The organism is Paraburkholderia sp. 35.1 (assembly GCF_050436525.1).
GTDB lineage: Bacteria > Pseudomonadota > Gammaproteobacteria > Burkholderiales > Burkholderiaceae > Paraburkholderia > Paraburkholderia tuberum.
In genome coordinates this window covers 207,232-223,712 of sequence record NZ_JBNDMJ010000003.1, presented here as the reverse complement: position 1 = coordinate 223,712, position 16,481 = coordinate 207,232, and the positions used below count along the sequence as shown (strand labels likewise).

The 16,481-nt window shown below is 63.1% G+C and carries 11 protein-coding genes and 2 pseudogenes; 6 read left to right on the top strand and 7 right to left on the bottom strand.

Going from position 1 to position 16,481, the window contains the following annotated elements; translation table 11 throughout:
* Window positions 1-97 precede the first annotated feature (97 nt).
* Both OKW27_RS21035 and OKW27_RS21030 read right to left on the bottom strand, forming a co-directional pair.
* Complete coding sequence (locus OKW27_RS21035) at window positions 98-580, bottom strand: GNAT family N-acetyltransferase (RefSeq protein WP_429334761.1); 483 nt, start codon at window positions 578-580, stop codon at window positions 98-100.
* Between the two features lie 25 nt (window positions 581-605).
* Window positions 606-848, bottom strand: coding sequence for a DUF1778 domain-containing protein (locus OKW27_RS21030; protein WP_429334760.1), 243 nt, complete (start codon window positions 846-848; stop codon window positions 606-608).
* 491 nt (window positions 849-1,339) lie between these two features.
* Between OKW27_RS21030 and OKW27_RS21025 the strand changes: the two genes are divergently transcribed.
* Window positions 1,340-3,739: a DEAD/DEAH box helicase gene (locus OKW27_RS21025; RefSeq protein WP_429334759.1), complete on the top strand. Its 2,400-nt coding sequence runs from the start codon at window positions 1,340-1,342 to the stop codon at window positions 3,737-3,739.
* A 92-nt stretch (window positions 3,740-3,831) separates the two neighbouring features.
* Here the strand turns inward: OKW27_RS21025 and OKW27_RS21020 are convergent, their stop codons facing one another.
* The 5 genes from OKW27_RS21020 to OKW27_RS21000 all read right to left on the bottom strand — a co-directional run bounded on the left by OKW27_RS21020 (window position 3,832) and on the right by OKW27_RS21000 (window position 11,626).
* Window positions 3,832-5,016 carry a Wadjet anti-phage system protein JetD domain-containing protein gene (locus OKW27_RS21020; RefSeq protein WP_090800543.1) on the bottom strand — a complete coding sequence of 395 codons (1,185 nt, stop codon included), beginning with the start codon at window positions 5,014-5,016 and terminating at the stop codon, window positions 3,832-3,834.
* Entirely contained in the window at window positions 5,013-8,384 is a 3,372-nt protein-coding gene (locus OKW27_RS21015; RefSeq protein ID WP_429334758.1) for an ATP-binding protein, read from the bottom strand. The genes OKW27_RS21020 and OKW27_RS21015 overlap by 4 nt, the downstream gene beginning before the upstream one ends.
* Complete coding sequence (locus OKW27_RS21010; RefSeq protein ID WP_429334757.1) at window positions 8,377-9,033, bottom strand: DUF4194 domain-containing protein; 657 nt, start codon at window positions 9,031-9,033, stop codon at window positions 8,377-8,379. The genes OKW27_RS21015 and OKW27_RS21010 overlap by 8 nt, the downstream gene beginning before the upstream one ends.
* Before the next feature lie 2 nt (window positions 9,034-9,035).
* The gene (locus OKW27_RS21005) at window positions 9,036-10,496 is read right to left on the bottom strand and encodes a DUF3375 domain-containing protein (protein WP_429334756.1); all 1,461 of its coding nucleotides are present in this window, start codon (window positions 10,494-10,496) and stop codon (window positions 9,036-9,038) included.
* Between the two features lie 581 nt (window positions 10,497-11,077).
* Complete coding sequence (locus OKW27_RS21000) at window positions 11,078-11,626, bottom strand: amidohydrolase family protein (protein WP_429334755.1); 549 nt, start codon at window positions 11,624-11,626, stop codon at window positions 11,078-11,080.
* On the opposite strand from OKW27_RS21000, the pseudogene OKW27_RS20995 reads away from it, so the two are divergent.
* The 5 genes and pseudogenes from OKW27_RS20995 (at window position 11,618) to ldcA (ending at window position 15,704) form a co-directional block, all read left to right on the top strand.
* A pseudogene (locus tag OKW27_RS20995) lies at window positions 11,618-12,403 on the top strand (LysR substrate-binding domain-containing protein). The gene OKW27_RS21000 and the pseudogene OKW27_RS20995 overlap by 9 nt on opposite strands.
* Window positions 12,404-12,523: 120 nt before the next feature.
* Window positions 12,524-13,123, top strand: coding sequence for a 2'-5' RNA ligase family protein (locus OKW27_RS20990; RefSeq protein WP_429334754.1), 600 nt, complete (start codon window positions 12,524-12,526; stop codon window positions 13,121-13,123).
* A 508-nt stretch (window positions 13,124-13,631) separates the two neighbouring features.
* The gene (locus tag OKW27_RS20985; RefSeq protein ID WP_187630389.1) at window positions 13,632-14,033 is read left to right on the top strand and encodes a DnaJ family domain-containing protein; all 402 of its coding nucleotides are present in this window, start codon (window positions 13,632-13,634) and stop codon (window positions 14,031-14,033) included.
* Between the two features lie 113 nt (window positions 14,034-14,146).
* Window positions 14,147-14,692, top strand: a pseudogene (gene tadA, locus OKW27_RS20980) (tRNA adenosine(34) deaminase TadA); the annotation flags it as partial.
* 85 nt (window positions 14,693-14,777) lie between these two features.
* Window positions 14,778-15,704: a muramoyltetrapeptide carboxypeptidase gene (gene ldcA, locus OKW27_RS20975; RefSeq protein ID WP_187610496.1), complete on the top strand. Its 927-nt coding sequence runs from the start codon at window positions 14,778-14,780 to the stop codon at window positions 15,702-15,704.
* The last annotated feature ends 777 nt before the right edge of the window (window positions 15,705-16,481 follow it).

Below are 16,481 nucleotides of genomic sequence, written 5' to 3'. Positions count from 1 at the left end.
CGGCACGTGTACCGACGTATATTTTGGACAATTCTGTAGTGGCGGAAAGTTGGCCAGGTGAAGAAAAGCCGCACCCTGCGGCTTTTCTGCGCGCTCGTCATGCCAGTCGGAGCATGAGTGTGAGGGTATGAATCGGAGACGGTGTGAGCCCGTACGACTCATAGAAAGCCGCTGCGTGTGCGTCAATCGCATGCACAAGCATCGCACGTACGCCAAGATCTTTTGCGATCGAGCTAGCGCGATTGAGGGCGTCTTTCAAAAGGGCAGCGCCGAGTTCGATGCCTTTTGTATTTACGTCTCGCGCTAGCCGGCCAAGCACAACCACCGGAATTGGATCCCGCATATTTCGACGAACGTTGCCGGTTGCATCGACATGGGCAACGGCTCCAGTCGCGAGGGCATAGTAGCCGTAGACGCGGCCGGTATCATCGGTCGTTACAAATACACGGCTTGTCCCACAGTTGTGGTTAATCAGGGCGCGCCGCTTCAGCCAGTCGTCAAGCTCCAGCCTTCCGCAGGAAAAGCTGGCAACGTCGTGCTCGGCCAGCAGCGGCTGCGGAGCAAAAAGCTTCCGATTCATTCGCTGTTTTCATTCCAAGGGGTTTTCACGTCCATAAGACTGCAAGACCCGCGTTTGCGACTTTCGGCGCGTCTAGCAATTCGGTGAACTGCTTAAATTTTTCCGAATCAAGCCCAAAGAAAGTGCGATCCAGGACGACGGCCTGCGCGCGCTCCCAAGCGGCCTCCAACATAAAGTCAGAGCGGTTTTTGCCAAGCAGGCTCGCTGCGTAATCGATCAGATCACGTTGCTCTGGCAAGGCGCGAAGATTAATAGGTGCGTCGCGCATGATGCACTCCATACTGTATATACGATAGATATACGTATGGCAGGGCAATGTGTATCTGATGTCAATACGCGCCGTGGCAGAATCCGTCAAGTTTCAGCCTGGCGACGGGATCGAGAAGTGCCTGGATCGACGGGTAGAGCTACGTGCCGAAACTATTGCCCGAGAATGTGGTAGTGCCGGTGCTGAGTGCCACCTTGTGTGTCGAATCTGCGGGCGATGGAGGACGAGGCCCGGGATATACTGTGTGTCCTCTTTTTTACCGAGCCGGTGGGTAATCAAGGACGCCTTACGGACTCGATCCGAGGGGCGGATTCAGCCGTTGGCGGATTGACTGGATCTGCCCGCGTGGGAGGCAATCCGAGGCCCGCTGAACTTCGCATTGTTGGAGCGGGTCGGTCGCGCAAATATCACGTCAAGTCATGACTAGCAAACACTCTTCCACCAAGTCACGTCGATCCTCGAAGCTTTCCCGCATCCACGCCCCCGATCACATGTCGCCCGCCGACTGGCAGCGCGCCTTGCGTCGGCAATTCGGGCAAGAGCAAGCGTTCTCGCTGGAGAATCTCGGGACGGAGACGTATTTCTCCGAATTCCGCGTCGGCAATCCGGAGTCGAAGTTCAGCTATCGCGTGTCGATTCGTGGGGCCTGCCCGGGCGACAACTTTTGCGACTGTCCCGATTACGCCACCAACGAACTCGGCACCTGCAAGCACATAGAATTTACCTTGTCGCGACTGCTGCGCAAGCGAGGCGCAAAGGCGGCCTTCGCCCGTGGTTATCAGCCCGCATTCTCGGAGCTGTATTTGCGAAACGAGGGAGGGCGAGCGGTCCATTTTCGCGCCGGCGCGGATTGTCCGGCAAAGGTAGCCAAAGCGGCCGCCGCTTTGTTCGACGAGTCTCGGCGATGGCATCTGCCGGAGGACCGTTTCGAAGATCTCGGGCGCTTTCTCTCCAGGGTGGCGAAGGCCGGGCACGAATTGCGCGCCCATGACGACGCGCTCGACTTCATCGCTGGCCGAAACGATGCGGCGCGCCGTGCCAGGATGCTCGACGGGCAGTTTCCGCAAGGCGGGGCGACGCCCTCGCTGAAGAAGCTGCTCAAGGTGCCGCTCTATCCGTACCAGGCCGAAGGCGCATTGTTCGCCGTGCGTGCCGGGCGCGCCTTGATCGGCGACGAAATGGGCCTCGGCAAGACGGTGCAGGCCGTCGCGGCGGCGGAAATCCTGATCCGGCATTTTGGCGTGTCGAAAGTGCTGGTGATTTGCCCGACTTCGCTCAAGTATCAGTGGCAGAGCGAGATCACGCGGTTCTCCGGCCACGCTTCGAGGGTAGTCGCGGGCGGCCTTGCCCAGAGGCGGGGCGAATATGCGGCCCAGGATCTCTACAAGATCACCAACTATGAAAAGCTGAAATCGGACCTTGACATGATTTCCGCGTGGGCGCCGGAGCTGGTCATCGTCGACGAGGCGCAGCGCATCAAGAACTGGAACACCATTGCGGCGAAGGCTCTCAAGCGAATCGACAGCCCCTATGCCGTCGTGCTGACGGGAACGCCTCTCGAAAACAAGCTGGAAGAACTCGTTTCCATCGTTCAATTCGTCGACCAGCACCGTCTTGGGCCCACGTGGAAGCTGCTGCACGAACATCAGGTCAAGGACGAGGCGGGACGCGTGACGGGATACACGGGCCTCGAGAAGATCAGCCAGACCCTGGCACCGATCATGATACGGCGTCGCAAGTCCGAGGTGCTGCTGCAGTTGCCCGGGCGCACCGACCAGAATCTGCTGGTGCCCATGACCGAGCTGCAGATGGCGTATCACACGGAAAACGCGGACATCGTGGCCAAAATCGTCCGGCGCTGGCGTAACACCAGGTTTCTGTCGGATCAGGACCAGCGGCGCCTCACCTGTGCTTTGCAGAACATGCGCATGTCGTGCAACAGCACCTATCTGCTGGACCAGGAAACCGATCATGGCGTGAAGGCCGACGAGCTGGCGACGTTGTTCGAGTCGCTTTTCACGCAGCCGGACGAGAAAGTCGTGGTGTTCAGTCAATGGACGCGCACGCACGAGATAGTCATTCGCCGGCTCAAGAAGCTCGGCATCGGCTACGTCAGCTTCCATGGCGGCGTGCCGTCGGAAAATCGGCCCGCGCTGGTGCAGCGCTTCCGGGACGATTCGGACTGTCGGGTATTTCTGTCGACGGACGCAGGTAGCACGGGGCTCAACCTCCAGCACGCGTCGACGCTCGTGAACATGGATCTGCCGTGGAACCCGGCGGTGCTGGAACAGCGCATCGCGCGCATCTATCGGTTGGGCCAGAAAAAGCCGGTACAAGTCGTCAATTACATCGCGAAGGGAACGATCGAGGAGGGCATGCTGTCGGTGCTGGCTTTCAAGCGCTCGCTGGCGGAAGGCATCCTCGATGGCGGCGCCAGCGAAATTCTGCTCGGTGGTTCGCGCCTGACCCGCTTCATGAAGGATGTCGAAAACGTCGCGGGGCGCATGGGAGAGAGCGAGGTCATGGCCGCGGCGGAGGAAGCCGCGAGCGGCGCAGTCGTGTCCGGCGACGCGGCGCGTGACGCGAGCGTCGTGGAAACCGACCTCGCCGGTACCGGAGAGCGGCCTCAAGCTTCGACCATCGATACAGCGCAACCAGGCGCGTCCTTCGAACCGTGGTCAGGGTTGCTGCAGTTCGGCGCGGCGCTGGCGTCGGCGTTGAATGAGCCGGGCGATGGCGCGGTTGCCGCACACCCGTGGGTCGAGCGCGATGCCGTGACGGGCGCGCGAAGTCTCAGGTTGCCGCTGCCATCTCCCGAGACGGCAAGACGACTGGCTGAGGTGCTGTCGACGATCTCGGATGCTCTGCTGCGCAACGGCAGCGCAAACTAAAGTCGCTGAACGTGGGAGTTGGGGCAGGCATCTTCGAGGCGGCCTGCTTCGAGTCGTATTCGAGTTGTACCTGGCGGTGAGACGGGGAAGTTCTAAGCGCAAGCCCGCTCTTCGAGCGCCGCCCTGACCCACCCGAATCCCACGCGCTCCTGCTCGAGCCGCAATCCATGGCGAATCCGGTTGTCGCGGAGGTCATCGAAGAGTTCCCGCTCTTTGGCAGTGAGCCGCGGCAGATCGCGCGTGACCTGATCGCCTTCTTCTCCCCAGAACGCTTCATGCGCCACCAGCGTCGCGCGGTCCATCAAGAACGATCCAACATGCGGGAACCGGCTGCGCAATTGATCGAGAATGGCGAAGCCGTGCGTGTCGATATCGCCCCAGTAGTGGAGCGCACAGTCCGTGAGCCATCGCGCCGGCTCGAGAGCTTCCCAACCGTAGCCCGCCCCGAAGAGCACGATCGACTGCGGAACGTCGGGAAACGCCAAAAAATTTATCTCGTTTTCCGTAATGAACACGTGGCGGCATGGCAGTGTGAGGCGCGCGAAGCTGTCAGCGTCGAGTGCGATGTCGGGCCGGCCCATGCCGGGCAGAACGGCGAGCCTGTCATCGAGCGCGCGAAATCGAATCCGAGGCGGCTTCTCGCGGAACCCGTAGCGAGCAGCGAATTGGGCGGCGGCTGTCCGGCTGCTGTCGATTGACTCCGACGGCAGCACGAGATCGAGCCATTGGGCGAGGACGCCGCGCCGCGCCTCGATGAATTTCGTGTCGACGTTGGCGATTTCGGCTTGGCGAAGATATACGCCCGGCTGCGGATGTGCTTGCAGCCAATCGACGACTGCCAGCAGTCGTTCCCAATCGCCTGCGAATTCGAGTGCTTGCAACGGGCGCTGCGCAAGCCACGTGGTGAGCTTCGGCTGGCGCGAGCGTGTGATTTCGAGCAGCCGCTCGAACTGCGCTGCGTCGCGGCGCTTGCCGGCGACCGCGAGCGCATCGTCCAGACTGTCCACCCAAGCTGCTTGTGGCAAACGCTGCAGGCCGAGAATTCGATGATTGATTTCTCGCCATTCGATGCGTACGCGCGGTGTCGCGGCAATCTCCGCGATCCATGCGCGTACCGCGTCGAAGCGTTCGGCCAATTCGGACGAGCTCGGGCCTTTTATCGTCAGACGTAGCGGGAACAGCCCCTCGGTGCCGTCTACGAGGCTCCGCAGCCATTCGCCACGCTCCCATAGGCGCTGGAGGCGAACGCGCAGTTCGGCGGTCGTCGTCCAATTCATTGCTCGAACTCCGCCTTGCGCGCGCGGTACTCCTCGATCGACAGGTTGCGCAGCTTCGAGGCGCGTCCGCCCTCGTTCTGAACGAATCCGACGCTCGAAACGAACGGCTCGATGATGTGAATCTTCTGCAGCGGCGTGACGATCAGCAGTTGCAGGTTCAGTTTTTGAAACAATGTGAGACCGTATTGCGCCGATTCGTCGGAGCCTCGTCCAAACGCCTCGTCGATGACGACGAAGCGGAACGATCGAGAACGCACGGCGCCCCATTCGAGGCCGAACTGATAGGCGAGACTCGCGGCAAGGATCGTATAGGCGAGCTTTTCCTTCTGGCCGCCCGATTTACCGCCCGAGTCCGAATAGTGCTCGTATTCGCTGTCGTCCTCACGCCAACGCTCGCTGGCGGCGAACAGAAACCAGTTGCGCACGTCGGTCACTTTGGCGCGCCAGCGCCGGTCCTGCTCGGTCAACCCTTCGCGGCCGCGGAAGCGGTCAATGATCCGTTTGACTTGCAGGAACTTGGTCTCCGAGTATTGGCTATCGTCCGAGCCGGTGAGTTCGCCCTCGGTGCAAGCACGCAGGTCGCTCTGGAATTCGCGGATCTCCGCGTCGGGGCTGGACTGACTCTCGAGCACGATGTATCGGCCCGCGTTGTAGTCGATTTGTCGCAACGATTCGTTGATGCGTTCGATACGTTCCTTGATCGTTTGCCGTTCGCGGGCGAGCTGGGCGTGGAAGTTGGCGATCTCGTTGATCGTATTGACGTTGAGCAGCTCTTTGAAACGCGCTTCGAAGCGCGGCAGATCGTCCGCTTGCAGCCGCGCGAGCATGTCACGGTACTCTGAGGTCGCGTCGAGGCTCGCATCGAAGTCGGCCGTTTCGAGCTTGTAGGCATCCTTGAAGGCCGCCATGGCCTTGACGATTTTTTCGGCAAGGCGGCCGAGCGACTTCGTTTCGTTGTCGATACGGGTTGTCAACGCCTCTCGCACGTCCCGCTCGCGGTTGTCGCATGACTCGACGGAAAGCTGGTGTTCGCCGAGAATCTCCGCTCGCAGCGCCTCGATTCGCTCGGCAAGTTCGGCATTCACTTGCGCAACGAGCGCGTGCGTCTCGTCGCGCAACGTTTGCGCTGCCTCCCGCCTGGCCAGGATACCGCCCAGTTCCGAGTCGGTTTCCGAGATCGCCGCTTCACTCTCTGTCAACGACGCTTGCGCCGAGTCCAATTGGGCCGTTAGCTCCGCGAGGGCGTCGCTTGCCGCTTCGAGGCGGGCTTTTTCGTCTGCCAGACGGGCGATCGCGGTCGCGCAGCTTCCCCAGTCGATGTCGCGGAAGTCGACGAACTCGCCGATGCGCGCAAGCGCTTCGAGCTGCTCGCGCACCTTCGCGTGCTCGCTTTGAGCTTCTCCAAGCTTCTGTCCGATCTCACCAAGCCGAACCTCGAGCGCTCGCCGTTGTGCTTCGAGGGCGGCAATTTTGGCCGTGTTGCTCCAACCCAGCACGTAGCGGCTGCGATCGTCAAGCGCGCGGCGGTCGTCTTTTTCGTGGCGCTCGCCAAGCGCTTTCGCCTGGCCCGCACGCGTGATCGCGCGCATCTCGCGCCGAAACTGCTCCTGCGTATCGCAGCATGCATAGTCGAACCGGCGGCCGATTTCGCGCTCGAGCCAGCCATAGAACAGCGAATCGGGCTTGATCGCGAGCTTGTGCGCGAGCGAGTGGCGGTGTAGCTCGATGGCCTCGGCTGCACGCGCGGCGCGTTCAGAGCGCACGCGAAAGTAGACGAGCCGGCCCCGGAGATGAGTGCGATCGACCCACGCCGCGACGTTCGCATAGTGCTCGTCGGGCACGAGCAGCGACAGGCCGAAGTTGCGCAGGACGCGCTCGGCGGCGCCCTCCCAATCGCGCGCATCCTCTTGCACCTGAATGAGTTCGCCGGCGAACGGCAGGGCGTCTTCCTCCAGACCGAGCGCCGAGCATAAGCTCGCCCGCATCGCGACTTGTTCCTTCGGGATGTTGTTACGTCGAGCTTTCAGGCTCGCGATTTCGTCCTCTAGCAGATCACGCTGCGCTTTCCCTTCGCGAAAGGCCACGCTCCATTCGGTAATCGCATTTTGCCCTTGCGCTTCGTCGTCGACGAGCGAGCTGCGCCGCTCGGCCAGACGTTGGCGTTGGGAAGCGAATGCGGCCTCATCCGTGGCCTCGGTTTCGCCGAGCAGCGTAACGATGGCGGCATAGCGTTGCGCGCGTTCGCGGCGACGCGCGCTTTCTCGCTCGTGCTGGCGGATTTCGACCTCGAGTTGCGCGATGCGATCGCCGCCTTGTTCGGCCACGGCGCGGCGCAAATCGTCCACGCGCTGGCGCGCCTGGTCGCGCGCTTCTTCGTGCCGCGCCTTGCGTGATATTGCACGCGCGTGATCCTCGTCGAGCAATTGGAGGCGGCGCTCGATGAGGCCGAGCTTGAGCCCGGCGAAGTAGGGTTTCAGTGCTTCACGGCACGCTCGCCAGCCTTCGAGAACGTGTCCTTGCTCGCTGTGGCGATCGCAGTCGTCGACGAGCGGTGTCAGCAGTTCCACCTGGCGCTTGGCTTTCAGTACCGCCTCGTGCGCGCGATTCAGATCGTCGAAGTGAGTGATCAGTGCGTCGACGCGCGGTGCAACGTCGAACGGCTCAAGCATGTGGCTGCGTACGAAGTCGGTGAGATTGCCCACCGATTTCATCGATACCGTTTGATGGAAGAGCTCGAGCGCTTGCTCGTTTTCGATTCCGAAGCGCCGCCGGAACCAGGCGCTGTATTTCGGAAATGTGTCCTCGATTTCGGCACCCAGCCCGCGCAGCTTTTTGCGCAGCTGGGCGATGTCGGTGCCGAAGCGCGAGAAGTCAGCGGCGATCGAGAGATCGCGTTCGGCACAGACGAAGAATCGCGCGGGTTGAGCCTGTGCGTCTTTCATCCAGAACACCTGCGCGAGTGTGACTGTGGCATCGTACCCGGCGTTACGAAACACGCCCAAAACCACCGAATAGCTGTTATGGTCGCGCAGGCTCACGGGCTTGGCCGTCCCCGTGACCTCGTTGCGCTCCGACTTGTAGTAGCCAAGCACATACGAGCGTAACGTACGTTCCTTGCTGTCCGCGCCTGCCGCCTTGTTGTAGGCGATGCGCTGCGCGGGCACGAGGAGGGTGGTGATCGCGTCGACGAGCGTCGACTTGCCGGAGCCGATGTCTCCTGTCAGCAGGCCGTTGCGGCCATCGACCCGCAGCACCCAGACTCGTTGGTCGAAGGTTCCCCAATTGAAAACCTCGAGCCGCTCGAGGCGAAAGCCCGTCAGGGCGTCGTCGACGGCAAAATCGAGGCCGAGCGTACGCGGCTCATTCATCGCGACTCTCCTGTTGGTCAGAAACCGTCGAATCTTGAAGGTGGTGCGCCCGATAGCTCGCGAGCCGCGCGTCGAAATCGAGCAGCCATTGCGCATCGACGAACGCCTTGAGAATGCGCCGCACCTCGAATGTGGGCGGTCCGCTCGTGGTCTTCATCCGGCGTAGGAAGCCGAGCTCGACGATCTTGTTCACGTGCGTATCGATTTGATCGACCAGGCGCGCCTCGTTGGTGCTCGCGGGAAGGAATACGCGTACGAGCTCGACGATGTCCTCGCGCGCAAGGACGAGCCGCGTGTCGCCGCCGCCAGCATCCCATTCCGCCAGCTTCTTTCGCAGCAGCGCGAGCAGCAGGCTCACGGGGAACGAGAGTGGACGCCGGGCAACGAGCCGGGATAGCTTAGCCTGTTCCCCATCGACTTCAGCGTCATGCGCGGCGCGGCTTTTTACGAAGGCGTAGCCTTCCGCCTCGTCCACGACGAGCTCGAGGCCAAGCACGGCGACGTAGTCGCGCGCGTGCGTCTGCAATTCGAGCAGTGCGGCCCAGAGGCGCTCGTTTCCATCACGATAAACCACGCCCTTGAGCAGCGCGATGGCAACTGTCGACAAATCGCCTCGACCAGGCGACGAGGCTTGCTGTTCTTCCGTCATCTCTACCTTGTGAAAATCACACGCGGCATCGTCGTGCGCTTAATGATCGGTGTTCCGTTGGCGTCGTTCGCCTGCCACTCGATCGTATCGGAAATGGTCTCGTCGACGGTCGCGCGAAATGATCCAGCTTCGGCGCTCAGTTGCAAATAGGCGACGAGCTCGGCGAGCCCATGCTCGAGAGGCTGCGAAGCGGTCAGTTCGGCAAGCGTCACTTGCGGCCGATCTTGCAGGCATCGGCGGATATGGCCTGCGAGGCGCGCGCGATCGACGACGATCTGCATGTAGAGTGCCGAGGCATCGAGGTTCGCCTCACCGGTTTCGATTGAGACGTTGGCAATGAGAGGGCGCAGCGCCGGCGCGTAAAGCGGGCGTTCCATCGGCAGCTCGATGTCAGTGGATGCGGTCTCGATCTCCATGACGGAGCCTGGTGGGGGCGCTTCGCGCAGCGCAAGCGCTTTCGTTTCGATACCGCGCAGAATGTCCATGATGCGGCGGTTTTCGAGCCACGCTTGATCGTCGAGGAAGCGTCGAAGCTGCTGCGAGAGCTGAGCTACCGTGCGCTGCGTATGCTCGCCGGCTTCCAGCCAGTCATAGTGGACGCGCTGCGTGCGCGCGTCGGGCCTCATTTCCATGACCGCCGGCAGCGCCAGCACGCGCTCGAGCCGTTTCGAGAGTTCCTCTTGACGGCGCCTCGACATCAGGAAGTCCCAAAACGCCCGGAAGCTGCTGCCCTGGTCCGAATCGGCGATCGCGTCGCGCTCGCCCATGATTTCCTCGATGAGCGCACCCTTCGATCCTTCCCAGAGCGCGATTCGCTCGCGCACATGTCGGTCCAGCAGCCGAAAGTTTTGTTCGACTTCACGGAAATCCGTGAGCAGGTCGCGCGCCATCTGCATGAATTGCTGAAAGCGGTCCTTGAGCGCGGCATCGTCGAGCAGCCGAACGTCACCGGCCTCCACGCGGGCGATTTCTTCGTCGATCTGGCCGCGCCGCGTGTGGAGCTCGGCAAGACGCTTTTCGGGGTCCGCCTCGCTGCCTTCGCCCATCTGCCGCAGCAGCTCGAAAAGTGTCAAAAGCCTCGATTCCGTGCCGACAAAGCTGCGTTCCGTCAGCGTGCCGAGCCACGCGATCGCTTTCTCCGTGGCGGGCGTCAGGTCGAACTGCGGTTCATCGGAACCTTGGCGATAGTACTTGCGCAACCATCCCTTTTCAGGGCTGGCCCAGTCGTTCAGATACTCGAGCGCCGGCTTCGGGAAGGCGTCATCGCCGAGTTGTTCGCGCAACGCGTAAAGCTCATCTTCGAGTGCTTCGGCAAGAAGCGGAGCCGCCACCACGCGCACGTTTGGCGCGACGAACACGCGGTGCAGGAAGCTGACGGCGAGCGGCGCGTGGTCGGAGCGTAACAGGCGCCAAGCGGGATGGCGCGTGCGCAGCGCATCGAGGGTAGGGTAGTCGAGGGGCATCGGTGCGAGATGACGGGTTCGGCACCCCTGAGGAGATCGCCGAACTTTGGCTCAAAAGGCCAGTATCCTACTCCGACTGTCATCCCAATTTTGCAAGGCTCCGCTCTGGAATGAGTCTCACGGTGTTTCTGGCGGTGTACGTGGGCGCCCGCGCAGGGGTTCGCTCACGGTATCGACGACGGTATCGGATCGGCTTCAGATGCTCGGTCTTGCTGGCTTTTTAAACGGAGCGGGTGCCGATTGTCCAATGCCGTGCAATGGAAGCCATTAACTGCCGAGCCAGAATTTCGGTATGACTGACGGTATCGACGCCGCGTGACCAGGCGGAAACGCCGTTCTTACAAGGCTCCAGCCGGCTGATTGACGATCGGGTGGGCGTGATTGGACGTCCCGCACGTACCGGCACGATCGGAGGACCTGATGCGCCGGAATACGCTGGCAATTGTTCTCGCAACGACACCTCGCCCTTGCACCGCGCGCGACGACTACCGCGGCGCTCGCGCGATCAGCTCGTCGAGCAGCGCCGCGTAGGTGGCGACCAGCTGACGGTTTCCGGCAGGTAGCTGCCGCCGCGACTCGCGTCAGAACCCGAAGACCCGCAGCGCGTTGTTGCCGCGGATCGCGTCGCATTGCTCCTTCGGCAGACGCGCGGTGTTGGCGAACGCGCCGCGAATGTCGTACACCTGATGCGGCCAGTCGGTGCCGAACATCACGCGATCCGCGCCGACCACCGAGACGAGAAATTCGAGCGACGCCGGGCTATACGTGATGCAGTCGTAGTAGATATGGCGCAGATAATCGATCGGCTTGCGCTTCATCTTGCGACGTTGCGGGATCTCGACCTCGTTGCCTTTCTCGAAGCGGCCCGCCAGATAAGGCAACGCGCCGCCCGCATGTGACGCGATGAGCTTCAGATCCGGATACTGATCGAAGAAGCCTTCGAAGATCATCCGCGTGATGGCGAGCGTCGTGTCGAGAACAACTCGCGCGGATAGTGCATCACGACGCGCGAGAACGGCACCTTCACACGCGCGCCGAGCTTCTGGAACGCCTCGGTTTCGGGCAGGTTGCGGCGGATATAGAAGCCGACCGGGCCGATCAGCAGACCAAGCAGGAACGGAATGCGCCATGCCCACGACTCGAGCGCCTCATGCGTGAACAGATGCGTGAGCGCGCTGCCCATCGCGGCCGCGCATGAAATCCTGCCGACCGTCGAGCGGATGCTGCGTGATCTCGAGTCGATCCGGTCGAGCGTGAAGGAGCTGGCCGGGCGCGAGCGCGGTCGGCTGCGCTTCGCGGCGACGCCGTCGATCGCGGCGGCGATCGTGCCGAAACTGCTCGCCGAATATCGCGCGCTGTACCCGAATATCGAGGTCTCGGTCGACGACGCCGCGCCCGATCGCCTGACCGCGTCGACGCTGACAGGCGACGTCGAGTTCGGCATCGGCACGATCAGCGAGCGCCCCGACGGCATCACGCTGCAATGCCTCGCGCGCGACAACTTGTGCGCGATCTGCCGCAAGGATTCGGCACTCGCGAAAAAGCGGCGTGTGAGCTGGAAGGATGCGCTGCAGTATCCGTAGATCGGCATCAAGTCGACGAGCGGCATCCGCAAGTTGATCGACGAAACGTTGTTCACGCTCGGCATGCGCAAGGCGGTCGAGTACGAAGTGTCCTATATGACGACCGGGCTTTCGATGGTGCAGGCCGGTCTTGGCATCGCGATTTTTCCGGGCATTCTGCTCGGGTCGTTTCCACATCGCGATCTGCTCGCGCGCAGGCTCGAAGCGCCGCTCGTCAAACGCGACGTGAATCTGATCCGACGCGCCGAGCATTCGCTGTCGCCGGCGGCCGAGTCGTTTATCGAGCTTTGGTACAAACGCATCGGCAAGCCGGCCGATCTGTAGCGCGTCGCAGTTGCACACGGCCTGTCGTACTGTATGAATATACAGTATCATGACTGCAATGGGCCGCTTGTGCGGCGGTGTGCGGATCGACGGAAAGAATCATTGAAGGAACGAGGCGCGATGCCTGAACAACTGTGGTTGCCCGGGCTCGAGGCACCGTCCCCGCCCACCGACGGGCTCTTTTTCGCGGTCTATCCCGATGCCAATACCGCGGCCGGTATCGCGAAGTTCGCGCAGCAGCTCTGTGTGGAGGCGCGCGCGCGCAGCGGCGTGCGCGGCAAACCGCTCGCGGCGAACCGCTTGCACGTCACGCTCAGGCATCTCGGCAATTTCGCGGGCGGCTTGCCGGCGGATGTGGTCGAGGCGGCGAAACGGGCGGCCGCGGCGGTCAGCATGGCGCCATTTACGGTCGAATTCGACGCGGTCGCCAGCTTCGCGAAAAGGCCGCGGCTCGGGCCGGCGGTGCTGGTGGGCGAGCACGGTGTGCACGGACTGCAGGCGCTTCACGATGCGCTCGAAGCGGGCTTGCGCGACGGCGGCATCGAGCCCGACGCACGTTTTACGCCGCACATGACGTTGGCGTATGGGATGCAGTGGATCGAGCGCCATACGGCCGCGGCGGCGTGCTGGAACGTGCGCGAGTTTGCGCTGATGCACAGCCTGCTGGGACGGACCAGACATATCGTCCTCGCGCGTTGGCCGTTGGTGGGGCCGAGCTGAGGGAGGGGCGTAGGCCACCTCGGTAACGAATTCGCGGCTGTTTCGCGAGGCGCCGGCTAGAACCGCACGCTCGTCCCGCAGCCCCCGGCATAGGCGCCGCCGCTCGCCGCGGCGCCGCCGCAAAAAACGCCGCAGCCGGAAAGCAGCGCGGCCGCGGTAATCGCCGCCAGCGCGCTACGCACGCCGATCCGCCGAGACGCTTGCTGGCCCCCTCGCACTGGCTGCGCGGCGCACATCGGATGCGGTTCCGCGACGGGAAGAGCACTGGGACGGCCGATCGGTTTGAATGGCATGGCGGCGTCAAATTCGACGAGAGGGAACCTCTGCGTGCCGCGCCGGTTAAGCGCCGCGCGCGTTGTGCGACTTGATGACTTACTCTAAGTCCACGCTGAAGCACCGTCAAATGCCGGGTTGCCGGCAAATCGGCGCCTTTTATGCCGTCAAGTGAGCACGGAGCGTCCGTGCGCTCCCTGATAGAATGCTCGGGCCGCAACGTTGTGGATTGCAGATGAAATTGCTTGATGCGCTTGTCGAACAGCGTATTGCCGCCGCCGCCGCGCGCGGAGAGTTCGACGACTTGCCGGGAGCGGGCGCGCCGCTAGCCCTCGACGACGATGCGTTGGTGCCGGAAGAGGTGCGCGTCGCCAACCGGATTCTGAAAAATGCGGGCTTCGTGCCGCCCGCCGTCGAGCAGCTTCGCGCGTTGCGCGATCTGCAAACGGAGCTGAATGCCGTGAGCGATCAGCCGACCCGTTGCCGTCTTCAGGCGCGCATGCTCGCGCTCGATATGGCGCTCGAATCGCTGCGCGGCGGCCCGATGATCCTGCCGCGCGAATATTGCCGCCGCATCGCGGAGCGTCTCTCGGAGCGCGTGGGCAATGTCGATGTAGCCGCCGCGGGTTCGCAGTGAACGAGCCGCTCCCGTGTGCCGCCTCGATCGGCTCTTCTGCGCAAGCCGAGGCCGGTGAGAAATCCGTTGGCGCTTGCATCGGCGCGGTCTTCGCACCGGCGGCTGATCACCCGATGGCCGCTGCCGCCATCCCTCCCGGAAATTCCGACGCTCCCATCATCTCCGAACGCGACCTGCGCTTCATGGCGCTCGCTCAGGCCGCCGCCGAAGAAGCGCGCGCAGCCGGCGAAGTACCGGTCGGCGCGGTGCTCGTGCGCGGCGACGAAGTCATCGCCACGGGCTTCAATCATCCGATCGGCGCGCATGATCCGTCCGCGCACGCCGAAATGGTTGCGCTGCGCGCAGCCGCGCAGTGGCTCCAAAACTACCGTCTGCCGGGTTGCGAACTCTATGTGACGCTCGAGCCTTGCCTGATGTGCGCCGGCGCGATCATGCACGCGCGCATCGCCCGTGTCGTGTTCGGCGCGCGCGATCCAAAAACCGGCGCGTGCGGCAGCGTGGTCGATGCGTTCGCGAATCCTCAGTTGAACCATCACACGACGGTCAGCGGCGGCGTCCTCGAAGCCGAATGCGGTGCCGCGCTCAGGTCGTTTTTTGCCGAGCGGCGTCGGACGGGTCGCGCAGCCCGCGCGGCGGCGCGCGGCGAAACGGCCGAAGCGGCCGTGGACACCGCCACACACCCTCCAGCAGCGAACCGCCCCCAACCACGCCGCTCTAAAACAACAACGCCCAACGGGTCTCGCCATGACCGCATCTCGCACCATCGAACTGATTGCGCCATCCGGCTATCCGCATGATCCGGAGGTGCTGCATCGCGCGCTGCATCGGCTGCGTGCGCAGGGGCATCGAGTCGACGGCGAGGAGGCCGCGAAGCGCCGCTACCAACGCTTCGCGGGCACCGACGGCGAGCGCGCGGCCGATCTGAACCGGCTCGCCGATCCATCGCGTGAGCTGCCCGATGTCGTGTTGGCCGTGCGCGGCGGCTACGGCGCGGTGCGGATTCTGCACGGTCTCGACTACGAGGGGCTGCAGCGGCGGCTCGCCGATCAGCCGATAGCGCTGGTCGGTCACAGCGACTTCACCGCGATCCAACTGGCGCTGCTCGCGCGCGCCGGCTTGAAGACCTTCGGCGGCCCGATGCTGATGAGTGATTTCGGCGCCGAGCAGCTCAGCGAATTCACGATGCGGCATTTCTGGTCGGCGTTGACGCAGCCGACCATCACGGTCGCGAGCGACACGCCGCAAGCGCAGAGCGTCGACGTAACGGGCACGCTGTGGGGCGGCAATCTGGCGGTGGTGGCGTCGCTTGTCGGCACGCCGTACATGCCGCCGGTGCGGGGCGGCATCCTGTTCGTCGAGGACGTCAACGAGCAGCCGTTCCGCATCGAGCGGATGATCTATCAACTGCATCTGGCCGGCATCCTCGCGCAGCAGAAGGCGCTCGTGCTCGGTGATTTCTCGGGCGGCAAGCCGTACGACTACGACAACGGCTACGACCTGCACGCGATGGTCGAGCAAGTGCGCTCGCTGATCGGCATTCCTGTCGTGACGGGGCTGCAGTTCGGGCACGTTCATAACATGGTGACGCTGCCGGTCGGCGCGGACGCGCATCTGGTCGCCAATGCGCATGGCTTCAGGCTGACGGCGTCGGGCTATCCGAGCATTGGCTGAAGCCGTCGTGGGCGGGGCGGAGGCGGGCGGATCGCCCGCTTTTTATTGGTGCGCCAGGCATGGCGCGTAGCGCCGTGACTGGCGCTGTCCGACCCGCTGTGGTGGCGAGCCGGATGACTTGGGGGTGAAAGTCCTCTGCACACCCGGCAAGGGGAAGTGCTAGCTGAACGGCAAGGGTGTCCGTCGTAAGGCGGAATCTGAAGGAAGCCGCAGGCAAAATGCTGGCCTGACGAACAGGAAGCGGATATCAGGCGGTGTGGCGGGGTGAGCAGTCCAAGATCTGTAAAGCCCAATACTTGCACGGAACGCCACGACGTAGATCCGACAGGCATAAGCAGGAAGGTCGCGCGCATTACCCTGGGAGCCCCGTCAGTCTGCCTTGTGCTACTGGCATCGCAAGGTGCCGGGATGGGCTGGCGGGAGTCAGCAGAGGCCATAGTAGCGGCTCGGAACCGGAGCAGTGAAGGGCCGAACCTGACGAGAGTGGATAGTCACGCGTGCTCTCTGAGCGTTTGGGCACAAGTCTCGGCACAGCCGGGAGCCTGCGATCAAACTTGACGGCCGGAAGCCTGAGAGAGGTTGGGGTGTCCATTGAACGACAGGCGACACGACGAACGAAACGAAGCTCGCTGGAGCAATCCAGTCGTCAGGAAACGCCGGATACGTGATCCGTACGTCCGGTGTTGTGGGAGGACGGCGGGGGCAACCCCGCCTCCTACCCGATCGTCAGTAACGCAACTAACTGTCAGTATTTCCACACTCACCACCTCCCACACC

What these genes read in the sequence shown, in the direction of transcription:
- OKW27_RS21035 (WP_429334761.1), bottom strand. Translation starts at nt 580, where the DNA reads ATGAATCGGAAGCTTTTTGCTCCGCAGCCGCTGCTGGCCGAGCACGAC.
- OKW27_RS21030 (WP_429334760.1), bottom strand. Translation starts at nt 848, where the DNA reads ATGCGCGACGCACCTATTAATCTTCGCGCCTTGCCAGAGCAACGTGAT.
- OKW27_RS21025 (WP_429334759.1), top strand. Translation starts at nt 1,340, where the DNA reads ATGTCGCCCGCCGACTGGCAGCGCGCCTTGCGTCGGCAATTCGGGCAA.
- OKW27_RS21020 (WP_090800543.1), bottom strand. Translation starts at nt 5,016, where the DNA reads ATGAATTGGACGACGACCGCCGAACTGCGCGTTCGCCTCCAGCGCCTA.
- OKW27_RS21015 (WP_429334758.1), bottom strand. Translation starts at nt 8,384, where the DNA reads ATGAATGAGCCGCGTACGCTCGGCCTCGATTTTGCCGTCGACGACGCC.
- OKW27_RS21010 (WP_429334757.1), bottom strand. Translation starts at nt 9,033, where the DNA reads ATGACGGAAGAACAGCAAGCCTCGTCGCCTGGTCGAGGCGATTTGTCG.
- OKW27_RS21005 (WP_429334756.1), bottom strand. Translation starts at nt 10,496, where the DNA reads ATGCCCCTCGACTACCCTACCCTCGATGCGCTGCGCACGCGCCATCCC.
- OKW27_RS21000 (WP_429334755.1), bottom strand. Translation starts at nt 11,626, where the DNA reads ATGGCGCATTCCGTTCCTGCTTGGTCTGCTGATCGGCCCGGTCGGCTT.
- OKW27_RS20990 (WP_429334754.1), top strand. Translation starts at nt 12,524, where the DNA reads ATGCCTGAACAACTGTGGTTGCCCGGGCTCGAGGCACCGTCCCCGCCC.
- OKW27_RS20985 (WP_187630389.1), top strand. Translation starts at nt 13,632, where the DNA reads ATGAAATTGCTTGATGCGCTTGTCGAACAGCGTATTGCCGCCGCCGCC.
- ldcA (WP_187610496.1), top strand. Translation starts at nt 14,778, where the DNA reads ATGACCGCATCTCGCACCATCGAACTGATTGCGCCATCCGGCTATCCG.